This is a genomic window from Arthrobacter caoxuetaonis, assembly GCF_023921125.1.
In the GTDB taxonomy this organism is placed as follows: domain Bacteria; phylum Actinomycetota; class Actinomycetes; order Actinomycetales; family Micrococcaceae; genus Arthrobacter_B; species Arthrobacter_B caoxuetaonis.
The window spans coordinates 1210336-1227563 of the sequence record NZ_CP099466.1; the positions used below are offsets into that span (position 1 = coordinate 1210336).

The following is a 17228-nucleotide window of genomic DNA, read 5'->3' on the forward strand; positions in this document are numbered from 1 at the left end:
CCCGCCGCCGTCGTACATACGGCAAGATTGGGTAGGTGAGCACAGCTAAGACCTCCCCTGAAGAAGCCGTCGACGCCGTCAGCACGGACACGCCGCCCAGCGACAGCCTGCGGGAAGAGTATGAGACTCTTTCCGACCAGGTGCGAAAGTACCGTTTCGCGTACTACAACGAGGACGCCCCGCTGGTTTCCGACGCCGAGTTCGATGAGCTGTACCGCCGGCTCGAGAAGCTCGAGGCTCTCCATCCCGAACTGGTGACCAACGATTCCCCTACCCAGGAAGTCGGGGGAGAGGTGTCCGCGGCGTTCGCCCCGGTGGAACACCTGTCCCGCATGTACAGCCTGGAAGACGTGTTCTCGCTGGATGAACTCGATGCCTGGGTGAAGCGGGCCGAAGCGTCCATCGCGTCCATCGCACCTGGTTCGAAGGTCCGGTGGCTGACCGAACTGAAGATCGACGGCCTGGCAGTGAACCTGCTGTACCGCAACGGGGAACTGGTCCGCGCGGCAACCCGCGGCGACGGCACCACCGGTGAGGACATCACCCACAACGTGCTCACGATTGCCTCCATTCCGCGCCGGCTCAAGGGCGAGAACCTTCCCTCCGAGGTGGAAATCCGCGGCGAAGTCTTTATCCCGTCCAAGGAGTTCGCCCGCCTCAACGAGAAAATGGTCGACGCCGGGAAGGCGCCCTTCGCGAATCCGCGCAACGCAGCCGCCGGGTCGCTGCGGCAAAAGGACCCGAAGGTCACCGCGGAGCGCCCGCTGAGCATGTACGTGCACGGCATCGGCGCCCGGGAAGGCCTGGGAGCAGGCAGCCAGTCCGAAACTTACGAGCTGCTCAAGGCCTGGGGCCTGCCCACCTCCCCGTACTACAAGGTGCTGGACACCTATGCAGAGGTCCTGGAGTTCATTGCGACCAACGGGGAACACCGGCACGACCTGGCCCATGAGATTGACGGCATCGTGGTCAAGGTGGATGACTTCGCCCTGCAGCGCGCCCTCGGCCACACCTCCCGGGTGCCGCGCTGGTCCGTGGCATATAAGTATCCGCCGGAGGAAGTGAACACCAAACTGCTGGACATCCGGGTCAACGTGGGCCGCACCGGCCGCGTCACCCCCTACGGCATTATGGAGCCGGTCAAGGTCGCCGGGTCCACCGTGGAGATGGCCACGCTGCACAACCAGGACGTGGTGAAGGCCAAGGGCGTCAAGATCGGCGACACCGTGGTGCTGCGCAAGGCCGGCGACGTCATTCCCGAAATCGTGGGACCCGTCGCCGCCCTCCGCGACGGTTCCGAGCGCGACTTCGTCATGCCCACCCACTGTCCCTCCTGCGGCACGGAGCTGAAGCCGGCCAAGGAGGGCGACGTCGACATCCGCTGCCCCAACGCCCGCTCCTGCCCGTCCCAGCTGCGCGAGCGCGTCTTCCATCTGGCCGGCCGCGGCGCGTTCGACATTGAGGCCCTGGGCTGGGAAGCGGCCATCGCGCTGACCTCACCCGCCGAACCGGAGAACCCGCCGCTGACCAGCGAGGCCGGGCTGTTCGATCTCACGGTCGAAGACCTGGCCGATGTCCGGATTGAACGCCCCAAGCGCTCCAAGGGCGTAGTGACAGGCACCGAACTGGTGCCGTACTTCTACACCAAGGGCACCGCCAAGAAGCCCTCCGAGCCCTCCGCCAACACCCGCAAGCTCTTCGAAGAACTGGAAAAGGCCAAGTCCCAGCCGCTTTGGCGCGTCCTGGTGGCACTGTCCATCCGGCACGTAGGCCCGACGGCGGCACGCGCCCTCGCCACGGCCTTCGGCTCCATGGAGAACATCCGCGCTGCCACCGAAGAGCAGCTCGCGCACGTGGACGGCGTGGGCCCGACGATCGCGGCAGCGCTGGAGGAATGGTTCGCCGAAGACTGGCACGTGGAAATCGTCGACTCCTGGGCCCGCGCCGGCGTCCGCATGGCCGACGAACGGGACGAATCCCAGCCGCGCACGCTGGAAGGCCTCACCATCGTCGTCACCGGAACGCTCCCGAACTTCAGCCGCGACGAGGCCAAGGAAGCGATCATCACCCGCGGCGGCAAGGCCTCGGGCTCCGTGTCGAAAAAGACCGACTACCTGGTAGCCGGCGAGAACGCCGGCACCAAGCTGGACAAGGCAGAGTCGCTGGGAGTTCCCGTGCTCGACGAGGACGGGTTCCGCCAGCTGCTGGAAAACGGACCGCTGAAGACTGCAGAAGCTGAGGAAGCCACGCCATGACCGAAGCCCCCGCCCCCGATCCGCTGGAACTGCTCGACGTCGCCCGGCAGGCTGCTGCCGCCGGAGCCGCTGTGCTGGCCAAACGGTCGGAGGCGGGGCTGCACGTCGAGAACAAGGGAGCCTCCGGCGACTGGGTCACCGCCTATGACACCGAAGCCGAGTACGCCGTCCGCGAGGTCATCAACCGGCTGCGTCCCTTTGACACAGTGACCGGGGAGGAACTGGAAGCCAGCGTTCCCGAGGAACCCTCCGGTATCCGCTGGTCGGTGGACCCGCTGGACGGGACCACCAACTTCATCCGCAACATCCCCTTCTACGCCACCTCGGTGGCCGCGGTAAACGCCGACGGCGACTGGCTGGCCGGAGCGGTCCACGCCCCGGCGCTGGTACGGGTCTACTGGGCCGCGCGGGGCCACGGCGCCTGGCTGGCGGAGCACGGCAGCCTGCGCCGGCTCCACGGGCCGGATCCCGAGCGCACGGGCAAGCTGCTCGGCACGGGATTCTCCTATGAACCGGAGGTCCGCACCGAACAGTACGCCGGGCTCGCGGAGCTGATGGAGGGCTATGCCGACCTGCGGAGGCTGGGCTCGGCCGCACTGGACCTGTGCATGGTGGCTGACGGCACGCTGGATGCCTATGCGGAACGCGGCCTGAACGAGCACGACTTCGCTGCCGGTGCGCTCATCGCGGAGGAAGCGGGCCTGACGGTCGGCCGTCCCGGCTCGCCGCAACGACGGATGGGCGACGCCGAGCGGCTGGCCGCGGTGACCACGGCCTGGCTGGTGCCGCCTTCCTAGGAAGGTTCAGGCGGGCCCGGACCCGTTGGAATGCTGTGCACTCTTCTCGGAGTGCGGAGCTCCAATGACGTGGAGGAGCCGGTGCAGGGACTCGTCCACGATCCGGTAGCGGTGCTCCCGGCCAACCTTTGCGGCCTCCACCCATTCGCGGTCCCGCAGCCTGCGCAGTGATTGGCTGACCACGGTCTGGCTGACTCCCGACGCAGCTGCCAGCCGCGTCACAGTAATGCCGGGGCTGAAATGAAGGCAAAGCAGAAGCTGCAGCCGGGTAGGATTGGAAATCAGCTCAAACCGGGTACACCACGCTGCAACGTCCACGGCGCCGAGTGCGTGCGCCGCAGGGTCTGGGGATGCGCTGCCGGTCGAGGATCCCATGAGCGCATCCCTTCTGGTCGCGGCCGCGGACGGATTTCGGTTCGAAACATCCCTTCGATGCCTGAACCCTAGCTGGGCTAAGGGCAGGGGTCGAGAATTGATCCACCAATAGGTGCACACGTATGCATACGTTGAGGAGTTCCCCTATGCCAGCAGGAAACCACCGGAACAGGGTTTTGGCGGTTGGGGCCGTGACAATCCTCGCGGCGGTGGCGGGCTGCAGCGGCTCTCCGGGGGAGACCAGCGGAATCATCCTGGCGGACGCAAACGAACCCGGACAGTTCAACCCCATAGGCGGTCACGGAGACAGCGGCCAGTCACAGATCTACGACGGGCTGCTGCGGCTGTCCCCCCAGGACGGGTCATCATCCCTGCCGGAGCTGGTTCCCTGGCTGGCAACGGAAATGCCGGAGAGCAATCCCGAGGGTACCGAATGGTCTGTCCAGGTCCGCTCCGGCGTGAAGTTCACCGACGGTACGGAGCTGGACGCCGGTGATGTCGCAGCCACGTACCGCGCCGTGATCGATCCCGCCTCAGCCTCCGAACTGGCAACGTCCTATGACATGCTGCAGGACGTCGAAGCCGGTCCGGACGGTACGGTCACCTTCACGCTGAAATACCCCTACGCCGGGTTTCCCAGCCGGCTGCTGCTGGGCATCGCTCCGTCCGAACGGCTGACTAAGGGCCTGGCGGCAGAATCCTCCCTGAACACAGACCCCGTGGGAACCGGCCCTTACAAAGTGGCCTCGCTGCGCCCGGGCGAAGCTGTTCTTACGGCCAACGCGGACCACTGGAACGGCGCTCCCGAAGTGGAAACCGTCACCATCATCCACGTGCCGGATGACAACTCGCGGGCCCAGCGGCTCCAGGCCGGGGAAATCGACGGAACAGTCCTGCCGCCGCTCCTGGCCGCCCGGTATGAGGGCAAGTCCGGATACTTCTACGAGGCCGTCAAGACGGCCGACTGGCGCGGGCTTTCGCTGCCTGCAGACAGTGCCTTTGCCACTGACCCGGCCGCAGTTATGGCCATGAACATGGCTGCTGACCGCCAGGGCATGGTTAACCACGTCCTGGGCGGGCGCGGCAAACCCGCGCATACTCCGGTCGCTGACATTTACGGCGAAGCCTTCAACCCCGGAGCCGTTTTCCCTTACGATCCCCAGGGTGCCGGGGAGCTGCTGGACGACGCCGGCTGGCTGCGCGGCGAAGACGGCATCCGGACCAGGGACGGACAGCGCGCCGGGTTTGAGGTTGCCTACAACGCCACGGATACGCTCCGCCGGGACCTGGCGCTCGCATTTGCCTCTGACATGTCCGAACTCGGCGTGGATGTCACCCTCCTGGGCACGGACTGGAACGTCATCGAGGAACGCCGCAGAGAAGTGGGCATCCTGCTGGGCGGTGGTGACAAACCCTACGACCTGGACACACAGCTCTTCGAAACCCTCCACACCCCCCTCCCGGGAGGGTCACCCTTTGCGAACCCAGGCGGAACCGGAAGCACGGAAATGGACTCCCACCTCCAGGCCGCCCGCAGCAGCCTGGATGCCGAGGAACGCACGGAGCACTATCTGGCCGTCCAGGACCTGTACATCCAGGACCCCGGCTACGTCATGCTCGCTTTTGTCGATCACAACTATGTCCAGGAGGACCAGGGCTGGAACAACGTCCAGACCGTACTGGAACCGCACGCCCACGACGTCGGCTGGGGCTTCTGGTGGAGCCTCCGCGACTGGACCCGGGACTGACCCCGGTGCCCGGCTTCGAGGCAGTGTCCCGGCCGGTACGGCGGCGCAGACGGCTGCATGATCTGCGCCTGATCGTCCTGAGGCGTCTGGGCCTGGGCGTACCGGTGGCGGCGGGCGTTTCCCTTCTCGTGTTCCTGCTCGCCAGCGTCTCACCCTTCGATCCGCTCGCCGCGTACCTGGGGGACCGCTTCGCGCAAACCTCCGCGGAGCAGCGCGAGATGCTCTCGGAATCCCTTGGGCTGGGCGCCTCCTGGATCCAGGCGTGGTGGCACTGGTTGACCTCAGCACTGTCCGGGGACCTGGGCTATTCCCGGGTGTTCCGGCAGCCGGTCGCGTCCGTGATCGCCGAACGGCTGCCGTGGACGCTGCTGGTGGCGGGAACGGGACTGGTCCTGGCAGCCCTGGGTTCGCTGTTGATCGCTTCCCACTGCGCCCGCCGCCCCGGGGGCGTCCTGGACCGGACTGCTGCCGCCGCGGCAACACTGCTGCAAGGACTGCCGCCGTTTGTGATCTCACTGGGACTGCTCGCGGTGTTCGCCCTGGGCCTGGGGCTCCTGCCCGGGGGAGGACTGAGCGATCCAGGCACGGAGCCGACTGCGGGGCAGGTGCTGCGCCACATGATCCTCCCCGTTGCGGCTACGGCACTTTCACAGCTTCCGTGGCTGGTGCTTTCCCTGCGGGCCTCCACCAACGAGGCGCTCGCTTCCGACGCCGTGCGGGGCGCCAGGCTGCGCGGACTGAGCGAAAAGACCGTCATCCGCAAGCATGTGATGCCCTCTGCCCTGGTTCCCTTCATAGCCGTCCTTGGTTCCCGCCTTCCGGAGGTCATAGTGGGAGCCGTGCTGGTGGAGACGGTCTTTTCCTGGCCGGGACTGGCTGCAGCGGTGGTTTCCTCGGCGCAGGCCCTGGACTTTGCGCTGCTGGCGGCCTTGACGGTGCTGACGACGGTGACCGTGCTCGCCGGTTCACTGATCGCAGACCTGCTGTATGTCTGCATTGATCCGAGGGTGTCCGCCGATGTCTAGCGCCGTGGAAGCCGCCGGAGCAGCAGGTCTCCGCCTCACCGGTCCCGCCGTCCGGAAACGGGGCTTCCGCGCAGCCGGCACGATCCTCGGGGTTGCCGGCCTGGTGCTGATCGCGGCCTACGCCGTCTTCGTTCCGCTGCTTGCCGGCACGGACCAAAAACTGACCGATTTCAGCTCCGCCCGGCTTCCGCCGTCGGCCGCCCACCTCTTCGGAACCGACCACGCGGGCCGTGACCTGTTTATCCGGCTTGCCTCCGGGCTGCGTGTCTCACTGCTTATCGCAGTTGTCTGCGCGCTTGCCTCGATGGGGCTCGGGATGCTGATCGGGGCTGCCTCGGCGACGATCGGCGGCCGGACGGACCGAATCGTCATGCGGGTCATCGACGGCATCAACGCTGTGCCCCACCTGCTGCTGGGGGTGGTGATCGTTGCGATGTTCCGGGGATCGGTGACAGCCATCATCGCCTCCATTGCGCTCACGCACTGGACACAGGTCGCGAGGATTGTCCGCGCCGAGGTCCTGTCCCTGCGCAGCCGCGAATACGTGGAGGCTGCCTACCTCCTTGGCTCGACCCGGGGAGAGGTGCTGCGGCGGCATTTCCTTCCGGGAACGCTGGCACAGGGGGTGGTGGCCACAGTGATGCTCCTGCCGCACGCCATCTGGCACGAGTCCACACTCTCTTTCCTGGGGCTGGGCCTGTCTCCGGACCAGGCATCCTTGGGAACGCTCCTGAAGGAAGCGCAGTCGGAGGTGATGCTCGGCGGATGGTGGGCGCTGGTTTTCCCGGCACTGCTCCTGCTGGTTACCACCCTGGCCGTGGCCGCCTGCGGGAACGGAATCCTCTCCCGGACGGAAGGAAGACAATGAACAGCATCGCCATCCGGGCCGAAGGGCACACCGTACGCATTCCCAGCCGCAGACGGCGGGGCACAGCCTGGGTCCACGCGGCCACGGACATGACCTTCAGCGCGCACCGGGGCCGGGTGCATGCCATCGTCGGTGAATCCGGCTGCGGGAAGACCACTTTTGCCTCCGCCATCCTCGGTATGCTCCCTGCGGGCACGGTGGCCGGCGGCCGGCTGGACTATGTGGACGCCTCCGGTGCCCGGACGCCCCTGACTGCGGGCCTGGACGGAGCAGCCCGGGCCGCCGCGCTGCGCGGGCGGGTGATCGGCTATGTACCCCAGTCGCCGGCAACCTACCTGACGGCGGTGCGGACAGTGGGGTCCCAGCTGCAGGAAACGGTCCGCGAGCTTGGCGGCGCGGCCAGCCCGCAGGAACTGCTGGCACAGGTGAGCCTGGAGCCTGGGGCACTGGACGCATTTCCGCATGAGCTCAGCGGCGGAATGCTGCAGCGGGCGGCGATTGCGTTCGCCCTGGCCGGCGGGCCGGACGTCCTGCTGGCTGATGAACCGGTCTCCGGGCTGGACCCTGACCTGGCACGGCTGACCCTGGGGATGCTGCGAAGCGTTGCCGACTCGGGGACCGCCGTCATCCTCATCACGCACGATCTGCAGCGCCTCATGGATTCCGGCACCGCAGACGAGGTTTCGGTCATGTATGCCGGGCGGATTGTGGAGGCCGGCCCAGCGGCCGAGGTCCTGGGGCTGCCGGCTCATCCGTACACACGGGACCTGCTCGCAGCCCTGCCTGCCAATGGTCTTCAGGCCATGCCCGGCACCTCCCCTGAACTGACGGACCTCTCCGAGGAGTACAGCTATGCCGACCGGCTGATGGCCGCCGAGCAGCCGGAGGGAAACTATGCCTGCTGAACTCCGCGCCCTGAACGCAGGGTTCTCCTATGGTGCTGCTCCGGTCCTGAGCAACGTCACCATCAGTGTGCCCGCGGGGTATCAGCTGGGCCTTACGGGTCCTTCCGGGACGGGCAAGACAACGCTTGCCCGGCTGCTGGCCGGTCTGATTCCGGCTGCTGCCGGAACGGTGACATGCAACGGCCAGCCCGTGCCCCTTCCGGGCAAGGGCCGCGCAGGCGACGTCGCGATGCTCTTCCAGTCGCCCCGAGCCTCCTGCAGCCCGCGTCTGTCGCTGCGCCAGGTGATAGCCGAAGGGGTGCGTCGAGCAAACAGGAGAGACACGGAGCTCCGCGTCATGGAACTCGCCGCGGAGGTCCAGCTGACCCCCGACCTGTTGGACAGGTTCCCCCGCGAGGTCTCTGACGGCCAGCTGCAGCGGGCATGCCTGGCGCGGGCGCTGGCTGCAGAGCCCCTGTATCTGATCTGCGACGAAGCTACCGCCATGCTGGACGCCGCTACCACCGCGTCGCTTGTACGGGTCATCAGCAGTGAGGTCGCTGCCCGCGGCATGGGAGTCCTGGCCCTGAGCCATGACCGCACACTCCTGGAGGCGTGGTGCGACTCGGTTACCGGGATGGAAGCACTATCCGATGCAGGTCCCGGTGTGAGCCACCGGGCATCGAGCCTGGTGGCTCACACCGGACTGGATTAGTACGCGCCGGTCCAGGACGGTACGGCGGTTTTGGAGTCCACCGAAATCTTGTCGCGGTCCATCACGATCACGTGGCCCTTCCAATAGTGGAAGTTATCCACCACGGCGTCCTCCATGACCTGGACAATGACGCCCATCTTGCTGCAGCCGTCGCAGCGGCTCGCCCCCATGACGCGGAGCTTCACGGAGCTGATGCCCTTTTGGCAGCTGACGATCATGCCCGGTGCAAGCCGGATTTCCTGCTTCATGTCTACCCCCAGTGTCAGACCTGCGTTCCGAGACCAATCAGGAACGGTGAGGTGAGACTAGCCCGTCCGCAACCGGAAACGGAGAGTTCCGGAGTACCTGTTTTTCGCAGAACACCAGAATTGTGGATTGCCTGCGCCTGTCTTGAGGCAATCTTGAGCTTCCACCCCAGGAAGCACACACGGGACCAACTGCCACACGTTCGGGGCTGAAGTATTACGCCCTGAGGAAAGCACAGGCTCAGGGGCGGGTATTCCGTACCCTCACGCGGATAATTGAGGGGACTCAGCGAGATCCATGGACCCGGGAGGATGCACCATGCCACGTAAAGTCACAGCGGCATCGCGCAAGTTGGCACCAGCAGTCACCACGCGTGTCCAGGAACCCAAGCCCCGAACGCCCGGCAACCTGGACAGTGCCCGCTTTGCCGGCATCATTGATGAGCACATCAACGATGCCCGGGGGAAGATCGACACAGTCCTGGCTGATATCCGTGAAGTCACTGCAGCAGCCAAGGACACCCCGGCGGATGACGAACACGACCCGGAAGGCACCACGGTTTCGGTGGAGCGGGCCAACGAAGTGTCCATGCTGGCCGCGCTCGAAGCGTCCCTGATCGAATTGCTCGAAGCGAGGGTAAGGCTCGACGACGGCGCCTACGGAATCTGCGAGCGCTGCGGGGAGCCGATCCCCGAAGCCCGGCTGGAAATCCGGCCCGAAGCCCGGTTCTGCGTGGCGTGTGCCGCCGCTGGCCGGCGCCGCTGACCCGCACACCCCACCCGCCTGTGCCGGGCGTCACCAGCGGCAGGAATGAGCCGCTGCGGCCGATAGAATCTACCGTGGAAATCAACCCCCACGTAAGGATTCGTAACACCAATGAGCATCACCGTCCGGCGGGCAACACCGGCTGATTATGAAGACATCCGCCGGATCACCCGGGACGCGTACCTCAAGGCCGGGTTCATTGAGGCTGACAATCCTTACGTCCAGGAACTTGAAAACGTAGAACACCGCGACGAGCACGCCGAACTCTGGGTTGCCGAGAAAGACGGGGTCGTCGCGGGTTCCGCAGCGGTCACCTTCGCCGGCCAGCCGTACACCGACGTCGCTGTCGAAGGTGAGCTGGAGTTCCGTATGCTGGCCGTCGATCCTGCCGTGCAGCGCGGGGGAGTGGGCCGCGCCCTGGTCAGCGCGATTGTCGAGCACGCCCGCAGCCTTGACGGAATCCATGCCGTCTCACTGACCAGCATGACCAGCATGCTCAGCGCGCACAGCATGTATCTGTCCCTGGGTTTCAAACGGGTGCCGGAACGCGACTGGACCGTTCCCGGCGAGGACTACATCCTCTGGGTCTTCCGGCTGGAACTCTAGCGGGCCGCAGCTCCCGGAGGACCGGCGTCGCAGGCTGCTTTCCGGCTTATCCGGTGCAGTACTGCCGCCGCGCCCCCGGCCCACCCGAACCGAAGGCACAAACGCCGTAGACTGGTACGGATACCGGCGTAAGGCCGAAAATACTGCATAAGACGCATGGGAGACTCATGTCTGAGATCAATCGTGAGGCTGTAGCGCATCTGGCGCGGCTGGCCCACATTGAGATGACCGATGACGAGCTGGACAAAATGGCCGGCGAGCTTGACGTCATCGTGGATTCGATCAAATCCGTAAGCGAAGTTGCCGGCGAGGACATCCCGGCCACCTCCCACCCGATCCCGCTGACGAACGTGTTCCGCGAGGATGTTGTGGGGCAGACGCTGACCAATGAGCAGGCCCTGTCCGGTGCCCCGGACAACGCCGAAGGCCGCTTCAAGGTCCCTGCCATCCTGGATGAGGAGTAAAGACTTCCATGAGTGAACTGATTACCTCTCCCGCTGCCGTCCTGGCGGAGAAGCTTGCCGCACGCGAGGTCTCCGCCGTCGAGGTCACCCAGGCCCACCTGGACCGGATCGCCGACGTGGACGGCGAGATCAACGCCTTCCTGCACGTCAACACCGACGAGGCGCTTGAAGTCGCCGCCGGTGTGGACAAGGCCCGTGCCGCCGGCGAAGAACTGCACACCCTGGCCGGCGTGCCCATCGCCATCAAGGACCTGATCGTCACGGTGGGCCAGCCCACCACGGCCGGATCCAAGATGCTCGAGGGCTGGATGAGCCCGTACGACGCCACGGTGATTTCCCGGATCCGCGCTGCACGCATGCCGATGCTCGGCAAGACCAACCTGGATGAGTTCGCCATGGGCTCCTCCACGGAACACTCCGCTTACGGCCCGACCCGCAACCCGTGGGACCTGGACCGGATTCCCGGCGGTTCAGGCGGCGGTTCCGCTGCTGCCGTCGCTGCCTTCGAAGCGCCGCTGGCCCTCGGTACGGACACCGGCGGTTCCATCCGCCAGCCCGCATCAGTCACCGGTTCCGTGGGTGTGAAGCCCACCTACGGCGGCGTCTCGCGCTACGGCGCGATCGCCATGGCTTCCTCGCTGGACCAGATCGGCCCGGTCTCGCGGACCGTGCTCGATGCCGCTTTGCTACAGGAAGTCATCGGCGGCCACGACCCCCGCGACTCCACGTCGCTGACCGATCCGGTGGGCAACCTGGTGGAAGCAGCCCGCAACGGCAGCGTTGCGGGCATGCGCATCGGCGTCATTCGGGAACTGCAGGGCGAGGGCTACCAGCCCGGTGTCCAGGCCCGCTTTGACGAGTCGCTGGAACTGCTCAAGGACGCCGGCGCGGAAATCGTTGAGGTCTCCTGCCCGAACTTCAAGTACGCCCTGGGCGCCTACTACCTGATCATGCCCTCGGAGGCATCGTCGAACCTGGCGAAGTACGACGGCGTCCGGTACGGCATGCGCCGCCTGCCCTCCGATCCGCCGCTCACCATCGAGCGCGTCATGGGCGCGACCCGTGCCGCGGGCTTCGGCGACGAGGTCAAGCGCCGGATCATCCTGGGCACCTATGCCCTGTCCGCCGGCTACTACGACGCGTACTACGGCTCGGCGCAGAAGGTCCGCACGCTGATCCAGCGCGATTTCAACGCCGCGTTCGCGCAGGCCGACGTGCTGATCTCCCCGACGTCGCCGAACACCGCCTTCAAGCTCGGCGAAAAGCTGGACGATCCGCTGGCGATGTACCTCAACGACGTCGCCACGATTCCGGCCAACATGGCCGGCGTTCCCGGTATTTCCATTCCCGGCGGTCTGGCCGACGGGCTGCCGGTGGGCATCCAGTTCCTGGCACCGGCCCGTGAAGATGTGCGCCTCTACCGTGCCGGCGCGGCACTTGAAGGCCTGCTGGAGCAGAAGTGGGGCGGCCCGCTGCTGGCCTCGGCACCCGTACTCGGAGGAGTGAAGTAATGTCCGTGCACACCCAGGAAGAAACCCTTCCCTTCGACGAGGCCATGGAGAAGTACGATCCGGTGCTCGGCTTTGAGGTCCACGTGGAGCTCAATACCAAGACCAAGATGTTCTCCGACGCCCCGAACGTCTTCGGCGATGAGCCGAACACCAACGTCACACCCGTGGACCTGGGCATGCCCGGTGTCCTTCCGGTGGTGAACAAGACCGCCGTGGAGTACTCGATCCTGATCGGCCTGGCGCTGAACTGCAAGATCGCCGAATCCTGCACCTTCGCCCGGAAGCAGTACTTCTACCCGGACACCCCGAAGAACTTCCAGACCTCCCAGTACGAAGATCCGATTGCGTACGACGGATGGCTCGACATCGAGCTGGAAGACGGCACCGTGTTCCGCGTGGAGATCGAACGCGCCCACATGGAAGAGGACGCCGGAAAGCTCACCCACATGGGCGGCTCCGCAGGCCGCATCCAGGGCGCCGACTTCTCCCTGGTGGATTACAACCGTGCCGGTGTTCCGCTGGTGGAAATCGTCACCAAGCCGATCGAAGGCGCCGGTTCACGTGCTCCCGAGCTCGCCAAGGCCTACGTGGCAGCGATCCGCGAAATCGTGAAGAACCTCGGCGTCTCCGATGCCAAGATGGAACGCGGCAACGTCCGCTGCGATGCCAACGTCTCCCTGCGCCCGCACGGCCAGGAGAAGTTCGGCACGCGGTCGGAGACCAAGAACGTGAACTCGCTGCGCGCCGTCGAACGCGCCGTCCGCTTCGAAATCCAGCGGCACGCCGCCGTCCTGGATTCCGGCGAGAAGATCGTCCAGGAGACCCGCCACTGGCACGAGGACACCCGCTCCACGACGTCGGGCCGGCCGAAGTCAGACGCCGACGACTACCGGTACTTCCCGGAGCCGGATCTGCTTCCCGTGGTCACCACGGAAGAGTGGATCGAGGAGCTGCGTTCACGCCTGCCCGAGCCGCCGGCCGAGCGCCGCAAGCGGCTGAAGACCGACTGGGGATACTCGGATGCCGAGTTCCGCGACGTCGTCAACGCCGGTGTCATGGAAGCCATCGAGGAGACCATCGCCGCCGGTGCCTCCGCGCAGGTGGCCCGCAAATGGTGGATGGGCGAAGTGGCCCGCCGTGCCAAGGAAGCCGAAGTGGACCCGGTGGATACCGGGGTCACTCCGGAGCTGATCGTGGAGCTGGACCGCCTGGTCCAGGCCGGCAAGATCAATGACAAGCTGGCCCGCCAGGTCCTGGACGGCGTCCTCGCCGGCGAAGGCACCCCGGAAGAAGTCATCGAAAAGCGCGGCCTGGCCGTGGTTTCCGACGACGGCGCCCTGCTCGAAGCCATCGACGCTGCCCTGGCCGCTGCACCTGACGTTGCGGACAAGATCCGCGGCGGCAAGGTCCAGGCTGTCGGCGCGATCGTCGGCGGCGTTATGAAGGCAACCCGCGGACAGGCCGACGCCGGCCGCGTCCGCGAGCTGATCCTGGAACGCCTGGGCGTCTCCGCCTAAACGCAGCAAAATCCCGTACCGGCCCCGGCCCCGGTGCTGACGGTCAAATGACCTGATGCGCCGGATCCGGGGCCGTCCGGCATTAAGCGCCCTGCCCGAACGCCTGCGTGCGGGGTAGGGTGCTTGGCATGCCAACTTCCCAGCTCAGGGTGGATGCCGAGCTGGTACGCGGCCTGCTGCAGGCCCAGCAGCCGCAGCTGGCAGACCAGCCGCTGGTGGAAGTGGGGGAGGGCTGGGCCAACCACCTCTTCCGGCTTGGCAGTGAGTTTGCCGTCCGGCTGCCACGGCGGGAGGAAGCTGCCGCCCTGATGGCCAAGGAACAGCAGTGGCTGCCCATGCTCACGGCAGGGCTGCCCACGGCCACGTCTGTTCCCGTGTACTGCGGGGCGCCCCAGGAACCCTATCCATATCCCTGGAGCATCAGCGCCTGGTATGACGGGCTCGATGTCTCCCTGCAGCCCAGGGGCCGGAACCTGGGCCTGGCCGCTCCGCTGGCAGAGTTCCTCAACGCCTTCCACACTCCCGCGCCGCCGGACTACCCGCGCAACCCTGTGGTAGGCGGTCCGCTGGCGTCCCGCGATGCGGCTGTCCAAGAACGCCTTCATGCGGGCATGGTGCCGCGCGCCGCCCGGGTGGGTGAACTCTGGGCGGAGGCGCTGGCGGTACCCGGCTGGAACTCGGACCCGGTATGGCTGCATGGGGACCTGCACCCCGCCAACCTCATCGCCGGGAACGGAACGCTCCAGGCCGTCATCGATTTCGGGGACCTTACGGCAGGGGATCCCGCCGCTGACCTCGCCGCAGCATGGCTGGTGTTCGAACCAGCCGGACGGCGTGCCTTCCGCAGTGCGCTGGGTGCCCGGTACGACGCCGATCCTTATCTCTGGCTGCGGGCACGGGGCTGGGCGCTGTGCATGGCTTCGAACCTGCTGGCAGGCGCGCAGCGCCACCCCGGACTCTACCTGGTGGGCTCGGAGACTCTCATGGAGATCCTCACCGATGACCTCTCCTGGCTTTAGCCCGCTTTATCCAGCGTGCTGACGCGATGAGAAGCGGAAGCTGGGTCAGCAGGTACAGGAAGTGGAAGGAATAGTGCCTGAGAGTCTGTGCCGGGTCGAAGGGCAGCACGGGAAGCGGCAGAACGGTGAACACAGCTCCGGCGGTATTGAGCACGGCCCACACCAGCATCCCCCAGGCCGCTGCTGCCCGCAGGGGAGTGAACCACAGGGCGATGAGCGCCGCGGCCAGCAGAAGGGGCAGGCCGGATTCGGCACTCAGGATGCTTTGGCCAGGAAGGTCTGCGACATTGTGGAGAAAAAGCCCGGTCCAGCTCAGAACGGTGAATGCTGGCAGCCAGAGGTTTCTGGATGAGGCCATGTCCCCCGGCTCCTTTGCAAAAGAACTACCGACCGGATAGACGGGTTTCGGGATGAATCTGAGTATCCCACCTGCGGATGCCGCGGCACAGTGTCGAATGGTGCATCGGGCGAGGCCGGCGCCGCGGGTGCGTGCCAGAATGGGCTATGCCCAACTCCTGGAGACACTCCGTCCGCGTCCAGACTGAGGGCGACGGGCACGTCACCGAGGACACCTGCGGGTTTACCGGCGCCAGCGCCTGGGTGATTGACGGCGCCACCTCACTGCTGCCCGAACTGGACCTTCCCGGTGCCTCAAATCCCTCTTGGTACGCCCGCACGCTGGATCTGCTGCTGTCTGAAAGCAGCGGAGCCCTTGGCCGCACAGAGGCTACGGGCTCAGAGGCCGGGAGCGTCCTGGACCAGGCCCTGCGCCGGGTGGATACGGTGGCGGAAGAACGGGCAGCGGGGGAGCGGACCCGTTTCCCGAGCGCCGCGCTGGCCCTGGCGCAGCTGACCGCCGACGGCGTGGAAGTCCTGGTGCTCGCCGACTGCCATGCCGCTGTGGAATTGGAGGACGGATCCGTGATCCATGTAACCAGCGAGCCGGCCGATCTGCGGGTGCACCGGGAACATCCGGCCGACCCGGAGCAGGCACGTGAACTGCTGTGCCGGGACCGCGAACTGCGGAACACCCCCGGGAGGCTGTGGGTCGCGCGCCGCGAGCCTGAGGCAGTACAGCACGCCCACCTGGTCCGGCTTCCGCGCCCTGAACGCGTGGTGCTGGCGTCCGACGGCGCCTGGCGCGCCGTCGACCTGGGCCTGGTGGACGGGCCGTGCGGATTCCTGCGTGCCGCGTCCACTCCCATCGGCGCCCAGAAGCTGCTGCTGGACCTGCGCGAGCAGCAGGCCGCCACCGGTGAGAAGGCCGACGACGCTACTATCCTCACGGTGGTGCCCGGTGAATGACGCCCAGACCGACGCATCCGTCCTGGTCATTGGCGGAGGCATTGCCGGCCTGTCGCTGGCTTCGAAGCTTGCCCGGGACACCGCCGTCGTACTCCTTGAAGCGGAGAGCGTGCTGGCCTACCACACGTCCTCCCGGTCCGCCCGCCAGCTGATCCCGAGCTACGGACCGCCGGCAGTGCAGGACCTCACGATCCGGACCCTTGCGCTGATCAGGGAACTTGAAGCAAACCTGCCGCAGCCGATCCTCGCCCCGCGCAGCTTTATGCTCGTGGGCACCGAAGAGGACGTCCGCGACCGGGCCAGCGGTCACATGCATCCGATCACCGTGGCCGAGGCTGTGGGACTCGCCCCGGAACTGGTGCCCGGTGCCTTCGAATCCGCGGGCCTGGACACCACCTCGGTCTCCTGCAACACGGATATCCTGCTCGACTGGCACCGGCGCCGGATTGAAGCTGCCGGCGGGAAGGTGCTGACGGGGCGGCGGGTGGACAGCGCGGAGCGTACCGCAGCAGGCCAGTGGCTCGTGTCCGCGGGAGGAGAAGTGTTCCGGGCGTCGCTGGTCGTGAACGCCGCCGGCGCCTGGGCCGACGCCGTCGCCGCTCTCTTTGGGGTCAGGGAGCGGGGGCTGCAGCCGCTGCGGCGGACAGCGGCCATCGTGGAAGCTGCCAACCCTCCTGCGGCGAATGGACCCATGGTCGCCAGCGCAGCCGATACCTTCTATTACCGGCCGGACCTGGAAGGCGTGCTGATCTCTCCGGCGGAGAGTGTGCCCAGTCCAGCGGAGGACGCCCGGCATGTGCCGCAGGACATCGCAGCACTCATCGAGCTGGTCAATTCCGAGACGTCCCTGGGCCTCGGGAACATCGTCCGGGCGTGGACAGGACTGCGGACGGAAGCCCCGGATGGCCTGCCTGTGGTGGGGTTCGACGACGCCGTTCCGGGGTTCTTCTGGCTGGCCGGTCAGGGCGGCTACGGCTTCCAAACTTCGTCCGGAATAGCCGAAATGGCGGCCGCTCAGATCCTTGGCCGGGACCTTGTTGTGGACGTTGCCGGGGACCTCTCGCCGGCCCGTCCGGGACTGTGACCAACATCTCATCTGCGGCCGGTAACGAATCGGCCAAAAGGCGT

Annotated in this window: 18 protein-coding genes; 15 read left to right on the plus strand and 3 right to left on the minus strand. The window is 66.5% G+C overall.

The features are described 5' to 3' along the window. Positions 1 to 35: 35 nt before the first annotated feature. Together ligA and NF551_RS05435 are read left to right on the plus strand one after the other, a co-directional pair. Positions 36 to 2255 carry an NAD-dependent DNA ligase LigA gene (ligA, locus tag NF551_RS05430; RefSeq protein ID WP_227894906.1) on the plus strand — a complete coding sequence of 740 codons (2220 nt, stop codon included), beginning with the start codon at positions 36 to 38 and terminating at the stop codon, positions 2253 to 2255. Further along, positions 2252 to 3052, plus strand: a complete 801-nt coding sequence (locus tag NF551_RS05435) for an inositol monophosphatase family protein (protein ID WP_227894905.1) — start codon at positions 2252 to 2254, stop codon at positions 3050 to 3052. Before ligA ends, NF551_RS05435 begins: the two co-directional genes overlap by 4 nt. A 6-nt stretch (positions 3053 to 3058) precedes the next feature. On the opposite strand, the gene NF551_RS05440 is transcribed toward NF551_RS05435, so the two are convergent. Then, positions 3059 to 3427, minus strand: coding sequence for an ArsR/SmtB family transcription factor (locus tag NF551_RS05440; protein ID WP_227894904.1), 369 nt, complete (start codon positions 3425 to 3427; stop codon positions 3059 to 3061). Positions 3428 to 3573: 146 nt separating this feature from the next. Between NF551_RS05440 and NF551_RS05445 the strand changes: the two genes are divergently transcribed. Genes NF551_RS05445 through NF551_RS05465 form a run of 5 tightly spaced genes read left to right on the plus strand, consistent with a single transcriptional unit; the run spans position 3574 to position 8667 of the window. Continuing rightward, a complete protein-coding gene (locus NF551_RS05445; protein ID WP_227894903.1) occupies positions 3574 to 5175 on the plus strand; it encodes an ABC transporter substrate-binding protein in 1602 nt (533 codons plus the stop codon). Then, complete coding sequence (locus NF551_RS05450; protein ID WP_227894902.1) at positions 5145 to 6200, plus strand: ABC transporter permease; 1056 nt, start codon at positions 5145 to 5147, stop codon at positions 6198 to 6200. The genes NF551_RS05445 and NF551_RS05450 overlap by 31 nt, the downstream gene beginning before the upstream one ends. Then, positions 6193 to 7068 (plus strand): ABC transporter permease, encoded by an 876-nt coding sequence (locus tag NF551_RS05455; RefSeq protein ID WP_227894901.1) that lies wholly within the window; start codon positions 6193 to 6195, stop codon positions 7066 to 7068. Before NF551_RS05450 ends, NF551_RS05455 begins: the two co-directional genes overlap by 8 nt. Beyond that, entirely contained in the window at positions 7065 to 7973 is a 909-nt protein-coding gene (locus NF551_RS05460) for an ATP-binding cassette domain-containing protein (RefSeq protein WP_227894900.1), read from the plus strand. The genes NF551_RS05455 and NF551_RS05460 overlap by 4 nt, the downstream gene beginning before the upstream one ends. Further along, entirely contained in the window at positions 7963 to 8667 is a 705-nt protein-coding gene (locus NF551_RS05465) for an ABC transporter ATP-binding protein (RefSeq protein WP_227894899.1), read from the plus strand. The genes NF551_RS05460 and NF551_RS05465 overlap by 11 nt, the downstream gene beginning before the upstream one ends. Here NF551_RS05465 and NF551_RS05470 read toward each other — a convergent pair. Beyond that, positions 8664 to 8915 carry a hypothetical protein gene (locus NF551_RS05470; protein WP_227894898.1) on the minus strand — a complete coding sequence of 84 codons (252 nt, stop codon included), beginning with the start codon at positions 8913 to 8915 and terminating at the stop codon, positions 8664 to 8666. The two genes, NF551_RS05465 and NF551_RS05470, sit on opposite strands and share 4 nt — an antisense overlap. Positions 8916 to 9231: 316 nt before the next feature. Between NF551_RS05470 and NF551_RS05475 the strand changes: the two genes are divergently transcribed. The 6 genes from NF551_RS05475 (at position 9232) to NF551_RS05500 (ending at position 14795) form a co-directional block, all read left to right on the plus strand. Then, positions 9232 to 9678, plus strand: coding sequence for a TraR/DksA family transcriptional regulator (locus NF551_RS05475; protein ID WP_227894897.1), 447 nt, complete (start codon positions 9232 to 9234; stop codon positions 9676 to 9678). Positions 9679 to 9789: 111 nt separating this feature from the next. Further along, positions 9790 to 10284, plus strand: coding sequence for a GNAT family N-acetyltransferase (locus tag NF551_RS05480; RefSeq protein ID WP_227894896.1), 495 nt, complete (start codon positions 9790 to 9792; stop codon positions 10282 to 10284). A gap of 167 nt (positions 10285 to 10451) precedes the next feature. Then, complete coding sequence (gene gatC, locus NF551_RS05485) at positions 10452 to 10748, plus strand: Asp-tRNA(Asn)/Glu-tRNA(Gln) amidotransferase subunit GatC (protein ID WP_227894895.1); 297 nt, start codon at positions 10452 to 10454, stop codon at positions 10746 to 10748. A gap of 8 nt (positions 10749 to 10756) precedes the next feature. Then, entirely contained in the window at positions 10757 to 12259 is a 1503-nt protein-coding gene (gene gatA, locus NF551_RS05490; protein WP_227894894.1) for an Asp-tRNA(Asn)/Glu-tRNA(Gln) amidotransferase subunit GatA, read from the plus strand. Next, complete coding sequence (gene gatB, locus NF551_RS05495) at positions 12259 to 13776, plus strand: Asp-tRNA(Asn)/Glu-tRNA(Gln) amidotransferase subunit GatB (RefSeq protein WP_227894893.1); 1518 nt, start codon at positions 12259 to 12261, stop codon at positions 13774 to 13776. Before gatA ends, gatB begins: the two co-directional genes overlap by 1 nt. Before the next feature lie 128 nt (positions 13777 to 13904). Then, a complete protein-coding gene (locus NF551_RS05500) occupies positions 13905 to 14795 on the plus strand; it encodes an aminoglycoside phosphotransferase family protein (protein ID WP_227894892.1) in 891 nt (296 codons plus the stop codon). Here the strand turns inward: NF551_RS05500 and NF551_RS05505 are convergent. Further along, entirely contained in the window at positions 14770 to 15153 is a 384-nt protein-coding gene (locus NF551_RS05505) for a hypothetical protein (RefSeq protein ID WP_227894891.1), read from the minus strand. The genes NF551_RS05500 and NF551_RS05505 overlap by 26 nt on opposite strands. 146 nt (positions 15154 to 15299) lie before the next feature. Here NF551_RS05505 and NF551_RS05510 point away from each other — a divergent pair, with 146 nt between their 5' ends. Then, on the plus strand, positions 15300 to 16100 hold the full coding sequence (locus tag NF551_RS05510; protein ID WP_227894890.1) for a hypothetical protein: 801 nt from the start codon (positions 15300 to 15302) through the stop codon (positions 16098 to 16100). Continuing rightward, positions 16093 to 17184 (plus strand): NAD(P)/FAD-dependent oxidoreductase, encoded by a 1092-nt coding sequence (locus tag NF551_RS05515; RefSeq protein ID WP_227894889.1) that lies wholly within the window; start codon positions 16093 to 16095, stop codon positions 17182 to 17184. The genes NF551_RS05510 and NF551_RS05515 overlap by 8 nt, the downstream gene beginning before the upstream one ends. Positions 17185 to 17228: the final 44 nt, after the last annotated feature.